Source organism: Citrobacter sp. A316, from assembly GCF_002042945.1.
GTDB lineage: Bacteria > Pseudomonadota > Gammaproteobacteria > Enterobacterales > Enterobacteriaceae > Citrobacter > Citrobacter portucalensis.
Genome location: NZ_MVFZ01000039.1, coordinates 1 through 7,653 on the forward strand (window position 1 = coordinate 1; position 7,653 = coordinate 7,653).

Genomic DNA, 7,653 nt, shown 5'->3' on the forward strand with positions numbered 1-7,653 from the left:
TGTAATACTTATAATCGTAAAAACCGATTTGTTTGAAAGATATATTCGATAGATGCCTCAAGCTATTTGTTTTGCTTGTTTTGTTTGTTTTGTTTTTCTTTTTCCTGCAGGCGCCTTAAATAATTTTTTTTGAAAAAAAATTTTTTTTTGATTGTTTTGTATTTTTTGTTAGTTTATTCTGACATTGATTTTTATTTTGGTTAATAATTCTTTTGTTTTATAAATCGCCAGCATAATACACTATTGTTTTGTTGTTAATTTAGTGTAAAAGTCCAAATAATGGTCTTTTCAAAAATAATTTTTTAAATACAATTCACTCGTGTCTTACAGAACGCCTTAAATCATTTTCATTCTATTTTCACAATCAAAACTGGAGGTTGTTGTATGCATGTGAATCATATAAATAAAATTAGCAACCTCGATATGGAGCTGGGCGTGGCTGTAACTAAACGCGACTCTCGTCTTATTTCAGGCACTGTGCCAGAAGATGTTTTTTGGTTGCTGATTGAATTATCAGCCATTCGAAGTGAAAAAATCATTAACGCTCTAAAAGGGTATTTTGTTGAGGGGAAAAGCAGAAAATATCTTTGTGATGAATTCAGAGTTAACAACGGATACCTCAGTACGAGTATCGCTCGTGTAGAGCGAGCTCATGCTGTAGTAAAGGGGTTGTTGTCGCTTTATAAATTTCACGACGTATAAGCACAGTAGTTCTTCAAAACTACATTGATACATGGAATGTACGACCTATCTCCTCTTTATCCGCTAGTTATATCAGAGGGGGAGATTCGACGTATAGGTCATACGTCATTAATATTACTGAAATAAGCTTGGAGATAATTATTCATGAAAAAGTTGATGATTGCTTCTGCTATTGCGATGAGCATGGCTGCAGGTTCTGCAATGGCTTCACAGGGGGATATTCAGTTTTTTGGTAACGTAACTGAAACCACTTGCGACTTAACCCCTGAAATGAATGGCAATGTCGGCAATCTGGTGCAACTTGGCACTGTAGCGAAAAATACGAAAGGCCAGGAGATTTCAATTAAGTTTAAAGCACAAGACCCGGCTAATGCCTCTTGTGCTGCACTGACTGCACAGAAAACCGCATCTTTCTCATGGGCGGGTAACCTGACTGCAGATGGTATTGGTGCTCAGGGCGGTCTGGCAACCGATGCGTACGTAATTCTTACGCCAGTTGATGCCAAGAATAATGATGTCGCCCCAATCACAGCATCTAAAACCAGCACTGACTTCTCTGCTGATAAAGTAATTAATGCGGGTGTTGAATACAAAGCTGCGCTTCAAGGTAAAGATAAAGTAGGTGATTTCCAGACCGCCACTGCATATGCAGTTACTTACAAGTAATATTTAATGCTCTTTATCCGGGGAAATTCCCCCGGATAATTATAAATATCCCCGAAGGATACGCTCCCTGCTGAGTTTGAGGTTATATTCAGTGATGGAAATACGTCGTCTTTTTAGATTATCTCTGCTGGCACTGAGTATATATTCTCATTTTAGTGCAGCCACAGAATTAAACTTAGATTTTATTCAGGGAACCAGCACTATTCCTTCAATTTTGAAGAATGACTCTGCTTATCCTAGCGGTCAGTATATTGTTGATGTACTCGTCAATAATGAACGAACCGGCCGTGTAAGTCTTGTCATCACGGAAGAAGATGAAAAAAACAATCGTCTTTGCCTCTCACCCGAATGGTTTGATAATGCCGGGATGATGATGAAAAAAGACGCTTATAATGATATCTTTGACAAAGAAAAACAATGTTATGTACTGGCCCGCAATCCACATACTAAAGTGGATTTTGATTACGGTGCTCAGACATTAAAATTTAATATTCCTCAGGCCTATTTGTTGAGTAAAACTGACCCTGCGCGTTGGGATTACGGGATGAATGGCGGACGCCTGAAATATTACGGCAACGTTAACAAAACGGTTCATAACGATTTTAATGCGTTCGGTAACTTTGATGCTGCCATTAACATGGGGCGCTGGGTGTTATCCAGTAACATGAACGTTTCACACTCTGATAACAAAACAGAGTTCACCTCCAGTGACTTAGCGCTCTCAACGGCCATCAGTCAGGTGCAAGGCGATTTGTTATTGGGTAAATCCCAGACACGTACCGAACTGTTTTCTGATTTTAATTTTTATGGCGCGGCACTGCGTTCCAACAGCAATATGCGCCCGTGGGAATCCCGCGGATACGCGCCGGATATTTCCGGTATCGCCCCCACCCCTTCACGCATCACCGTGAAGCAGAACGGGTATACGGTGTATTCAAAAATGGTGCCGGCAGGTCCTTATCGCTTAGATGATTTGCGTCCGATGGGTAACGGAGAGCTTGTCGTTACTGTTGAAGATGAAAGCGGCAACAAAACTGAGCAGGTCTATCCTGTGACCACGCTACCGACGCTGCTGCGTCCGGGCGAGTTTCAGTACAACCTAGCCGTTGGTAAGAAGAACAACAGCAACGAGCTGGATAAAGCGTTTCATTCCGACACCGAGGCATTCTGGCTGGGGAGTCTGGACTACGGTTTTTCCACCACCACACTGAATTCCGCGTTTATTCTGAACGAGGATTATCAGTCAGGCGGCTTGGGCTTCACGCAGATGCTGGGCGGGATTGGGGCAATGTCGCTCAGTGCGAACGTTGCAAAGGCCAGCTATGACAACGGTAAAGAGAAAACCGGGGGAAGCTTCAGCGCCAAATACGCCAAGAGCTTCACGGACAGAACTGATCTGCAGCTGCTGACGTACCGTTACCAGAGCAAAGGATATGTGGAGTTTGCTGATTTTAACCCGAAGGATATCGATGCCTGGCGCTACGGCAACCAGAAGTCACGTTATGAGGCCCGTCTGTCGCACCGGTTTGATGGAACCTATTTGAGTGGCGCTTACTGGCGTCAGGATTACTGGATGCGTAATGGCCATGACACCGGCAGTACGCTTTCGCTGAGTACGTCATTTGACGCTGTTTCGATCTTCCTGAATGGCTCTTACTCAAAGTATGCCTGGTCAGATAAAGCGGATTACTCCGTCTCACTGAGTCTGAGTGTGCCGTTTGACCTGAAAGGAACCCGGCATTACTCCAGTAACAGCGTGGGCTATACCCGTACTGGAGGCTCGACATTTAACACCAGTGTATCTGCCATGCCGACCGATCGCTTCAACTACAGTCTGAGTGCAAATGCGGGGTCGAAAGGTGACCGCGGTGCATCTACATCGGCCAGTTATGCATTTGACGCTATTCAAACCAATATGGCCGTGTCCCGTTCATACAACAAACGGGGTAACAGCCAGACCAGCTTCTCGGGCGGTGTTTCCGGCTCAGTTCTGGGCACTTCCGAAACCGGTCCGCTCTTTACCAAAGAGTCGTCTGACACAGTGGGGATTGTCAGCATTCCGGGAGTTGAAGGTGTTTCGGTTAATGGCTCAATGCCGACGAACAGCAAGGGTAATACGGTGGTGTGGTTATCTGAGTATTCAGAGAACCATATCAACATCAACATGGATAACGTACCGGACAACATGGAGTTCGAAACCACCTCCTTCAGGGTTGTACCGACCGAGGGTGCCATGGTTTACCGCAAATTCGGCTTTGAAAATGTGCTGCGTTACATCGTGCGAGTGAAGGATGCTCAGGGAAAATATCTGACTGGCGGTGATGCCCGTACGGAGCAGGGGTTGAATGCCGGATTTATTTCAAACAATGGTGTTCTGCTGATGAACATGCTGGCTGAACCGAAATCTGTCAGCGTGGATACCGGAACTGGCAAACAGTGCCGCTTCTCCATGGCAGGACTGAAAGCTAATACCAATAAAGTTCAGGAGGTTCGCTGTGAGTAATTTTGGTAAGGCAGCACTGGCTGCCCTCCTCTCTCTCTCTTTCTGCAGCCAGTCAATGGCGGCGTTTGTGCTGAACGGTACCCGTTTCATTTATGAAGAGGGAAAGAAAAACATCTCCTTTGAAGTGACGAACAATGCGGATAAAACCTACGGTGGCCAAGTCTGGATCGACAACACGAACCAGGGCGACGGGGTTTATATGGTGCCACAGCCGCCGTTTTTTAAGGTCTCGCCTAAACAGAAGCAGATTATCCGGGTTATGAATACGGACGGGGATCTTCCGAAGGATCGCGAGTCCCTGTTTTGGCTGAATGTGCAGGAAGTCCCGCCGAAGCCGGAAGCGAAGGATAGTGAGGGCAGCGTGCTAGCCATAGCCATGAATACCCGCGTGAAGCTGATTTATCGCCCGAAATCCATTAAGAATGGCCGTAAGGATGCGGAAAAACAGCTGAAGCTGGAACAGCGCGGTAATGTGACCTGGCTGAAAAACCCGACGCCGTACTACATGGCCATTGTTAACGTAAAACACAATGGCAAGGACTTTTCCCTCAGTGACAGCGTGATGAAAGACGTTGCTCAACTGAAGCCGTTCAGTGATGTGAGTCTGGGGAAAAAAGTGAGCGGAAAAATCAGCGTCGATTCCGTAAATGACTGGGGCGGAGTAGAGAGTTATGAAATTAACTAACATTGTCCTATCAGCACTGATGCTGACGATGGCGGCAGGAAGTGTACATGCAGCTACAACCGCTACAGCAACACAGACGATCAACGTCACTTTCACTGTGCCGAGCTGTAACATTACGGTACCCTCTTCTTATAACCTAGGCCCCCTAACGCCAGGGGGAGCGAAGGACCACAGTGATTTTAATATCACGTGGACCTGTCAGGGTAATACCCCGCTGAAAACGGGGCTGACAGCCGGCATTGTCTCAGGGACAGCAGACGGTGACAGCAAGGTTCGTATGATGTCTGGCGGTCAGGCTACTGGCGCAGCACTCTCTTTGAGAGAAAAAGGAACGATGCAGCCCATTAAACTGACCGGTTCCGGAGCGAAAGATTATTTCTGCAGTGATGCAAATGCAGTAGCTGGCGTGACGCGCACCTGTACGCTGACTCCAGTTACGGAGGTCTCCCGGAGCGGACCGTTTGGCCTGGCATCAGCCACGCTGCGTTTTGAGGTGGGATATCCGTAATGTCACGGAGGCTCAAACGGGAAGCAGGGATGCTTACTGATGCTCTGACGTTCATTCTGGTCGGATTGTTGTGGCTGTGTATCTGGTTCGGGACAAACCTGTTGCAGAGCTATTACTGAAACCCCGTACAGACAAAATCAGTACAACAAAAACAAAACCAGTGGTTATTGTTTCTGTTACTGGTGCAACGTTATATACATTGCGAATTTTAAAATTATGTTCTGCTCCACCGAAATGTCGAGTAATCAACACCGCGAGCTGGCACTTGCGTGGTTGCTTCGCCAGCGATGCCAGGCATCGCATAAAGCTGATATATGGGACCTGCGTTTTCATCGGGATATCTATTTGGAGCGTATATGGCGACAAGTGGATAACGGAGAATACCGTATGTTACCACCACAGCTAATCCGGACTGGAAAACAGGACGATATCGTTCTTTGGTCTGCCACTGATGCCATAGTGATGAAGTGGGTGGCCCTGGAAACAAAGGACCTGCTGCCCTTGCAGAGACGGTGTATCCACACTGCCGGACCCGTGGCGGCCGAGACTCACTGGCAGAAATAACGCAAACTCTGGCACCACGTATGCCGTTTTGTCCGTTCGCCTGTGCTGCAGAACGTCATTAAACAGTACATCTGGTACACCGTCGAACACGGCGGTGAGTTTTTTACACCACAGAGAGGTATGTGTCGCGGTAGCGCCCTGAGCCCCCTCCTGGGAGCAGCGTTCCTGTGGCATGTGGATTCTGCATTCAGCCGACAGGAGGATATTTACTATGTCCGGTATATGGATGACTTTCTTTTTCTGTCCAAGCGTCGTTAGCCGTTACGGCGTGCAGTCAGACGTCTGCATGATTACTTTGAAGACACCGGTTTTGAATACCATCCGGACAAAACACAGGCCGATCGTACTGAGCGCAGATTTGACTGACTGGGCGTATGGTTTGATGCAACGGGGCCCACCGGGATAGCCCCTCGTGAGAAAAAGAACCATCGTGCACGTCGGTTGCGGCTTGAGGAGCAGGCCCGCAGGAAAGGATTGTCTGAAGAGGCTCTCCGCCAGCGGGTGCAACGGTATGAGACACGATGGACATTGTGGGTAGAGCGCCAGTTGAACGCGGCTTTGCCTGTATGTTCCCATTTTACCTAACGCTGCATATGCCGCAACGTCTCCTAATATGAAAAAATCACTACTTATCCCTCTAATCATTATAGTGTCGCAGATCCCTACTGCACAGGCCGACTCGTGCAAAGTACTCATGAGCTATATAACCGAAACTAGTGACGGAATTGTTGCCTTGCCTCCCAAACCCGATCGTAAGTTTACCCTAGAATCAACATACTCCTCTGAATGGCGAATCGGACGTCCTTTTAAACACAATGTCGAACGAATAGAGATACTGTCGTTCAATGTCGGATTTCCTAATGGGGTTAGCCACAGCTTTGGTGTTACCGCTGATTCAAGCCTAGTAGTTGATTTCGGTTCCGGTTCGGTCTCTACTTATACATTGTCGGGCCCAGCGCCGTCCGCGTCACAATGGTTTCGTGACCCTACGTGGGCTAATACACTAGAAAACCACATTAAAATTCCGAGATATATTGAAGTACCTGGTGCATGCCCCACCAGTGTGCCCATTTCTGCCACTGTGAAGCTAACCGTACGCGTACCAGGTGCATCGTCCAACTGGGGGCACATCTACTACAACGGTACACTTAACTTACAAACCGTTAATAGCGACCCACTACGAATACGACTCGACCCTGAAATTTCCAGGCTGAATTGTGTGGCTGGTGCGGAGTGTACCACTGAGTCGACCGCTATCATCGCGGGGAATGGTACTCTTCTCGACCTGACATGGGGGGCCGTTCCCGGAGTTCGGTACCGTGTAAATGGCGTACTTACCGATGTCGGGGTGATTCAGGCACCCACACCAGGTGTGCGGCACAAAATGGTAATTGCTCTGTCTGGTGGACCAGGGCAGCAAATCTACAGCATTCCCGTTACCGTCACAATGCTATAGTATCCTTGGCCCATCTCCATGCGCGAACCAAATTGCCGGTCGCACAGCAAAGCAAACCTTGAACTGTTCCACCAACCAACCCCCGCCGTATCCGACGGGGGTCCTTCCGACAACGTGTCGGGGTTCAATCATTTAGTTTACTTCTTTGCCCGGTATGTATTCAGGCATCAGAATTGTGCATATTCCGTAAAGGTTGTCTCCGGGCCATGCTGTTCGACAAACGGGTAATAAAACGGTAACAACCCCTGCACCACTAACGGCTCCGCATATACAAAACGCGACAACCTTCCACCCAATAGGTGTATAGTTTTCCCCCTTACCCTAGGGTCTTTTTGTAATGGCGACCACAACATCATCACCTGTGTTGTACAGGGCGATGACAGGAGAACTTAATTTTGCCCACGGAAAAAATCTTAAAAAGTCGTTCAATGCTCGCACTGGTGTAAGCGTTCAGCGAGAACCGTATTGACGAAGACAAGTTATTCCGTTGGCAGTGCGACGCGCCAGGGGAGCAGTTCATTCACCCGGTTTATCGGCCAGTCAGCTATGACGTCAAGGACATAGCGAAG

The 7,653-nt window shown here is 47.6% G+C and carries 8 protein-coding genes; 7 read left to right on the forward strand and 1 reads right to left on the reverse strand.

What is annotated here, in order from left to right; all coding sequences use genetic code 11:
- Window positions 1–384 precede the first annotated feature (384 nt).
- The 7 genes from BZK41_RS26600 to BZK41_RS27195 all read left to right on the forward strand — a co-directional run bounded on the left by BZK41_RS26600 (window position 385) and on the right by BZK41_RS27195 (window position 7,084).
- Complete coding sequence (locus tag BZK41_RS26600) at window positions 385–702, forward strand: PapB/FocB family fimbrial expression transcriptional regulator (protein ID WP_139762676.1); 318 nt, start codon at window positions 385–387, stop codon at window positions 700–702.
- Between the two features lie 144 nt (window positions 703–846).
- Window positions 847–1,368: a fimbrial protein gene (locus BZK41_RS26605; RefSeq protein ID WP_079940164.1), complete on the forward strand. Its 522-nt coding sequence runs from the start codon at window positions 847–849 to the stop codon at window positions 1,366–1,368.
- 94 nt (window positions 1,369–1,462) lie between these two features.
- Entirely contained in the window at window positions 1,463–3,871 is a 2,409-nt protein-coding gene (gene pefC / locus BZK41_RS26610; RefSeq protein WP_079940165.1) for a PefC/AfrB family outer membrane usher protein, read from the forward strand.
- Entirely contained in the window at window positions 3,864–4,556 is a 693-nt protein-coding gene (locus tag BZK41_RS26615) for a fimbrial chaperone (protein ID WP_079940166.1), read from the forward strand. Before pefC ends, BZK41_RS26615 begins: the two co-directional genes overlap by 8 nt.
- A complete protein-coding gene (locus BZK41_RS26620) occupies window positions 4,543–5,064 on the forward strand; it encodes a F18 fimbrial protein FedE (RefSeq protein ID WP_079940167.1) in 522 nt (173 codons plus the stop codon). Before BZK41_RS26615 ends, BZK41_RS26620 begins: the two co-directional genes overlap by 14 nt.
- A gap of 606 nt (window positions 5,065–5,670) precedes the next feature.
- On the forward strand, window positions 5,671–5,886 hold the full coding sequence (locus BZK41_RS27665) for a reverse transcriptase domain-containing protein (protein ID WP_253193794.1): 216 nt from the start codon (window positions 5,671–5,673) through the stop codon (window positions 5,884–5,886).
- 805 nt (window positions 5,887–6,691) lie between these two features.
- The gene (locus BZK41_RS27195; RefSeq protein ID WP_139762677.1) at window positions 6,692–7,084 is read left to right on the forward strand and encodes a hypothetical protein; all 393 of its coding nucleotides are present in this window, start codon (window positions 6,692–6,694) and stop codon (window positions 7,082–7,084) included.
- Window positions 7,085–7,563: 479 nt separating this feature from the next.
- On the opposite strand, the gene BZK41_RS27670 is transcribed toward BZK41_RS27195, so the two are convergent.
- On the reverse strand, window positions 7,564–7,653 hold a 90-nt coding region (locus tag BZK41_RS27670; protein WP_139762656.1), incomplete at its 5' end, for a transposase domain-containing protein.

Excerpts from the sequence above, each read along its gene's own strand:
- BZK41_RS26600 (WP_139762676.1), top strand. The coding sequence starts at position 385 with ATGCATGTGAATCATATAAATAAAATTAGCAACCTCGATATGGAGCTG.
- BZK41_RS26605 (WP_079940164.1), top strand. The coding sequence starts at position 847 with ATGAAAAAGTTGATGATTGCTTCTGCTATTGCGATGAGCATGGCTGCA.
- pefC (WP_079940165.1), top strand. The coding sequence starts at position 1,463 with ATGGAAATACGTCGTCTTTTTAGATTATCTCTGCTGGCACTGAGTATA.
- BZK41_RS26620 (WP_079940167.1), top strand. The coding sequence starts at position 4,543 with ATGAAATTAACTAACATTGTCCTATCAGCACTGATGCTGACGATGGCG.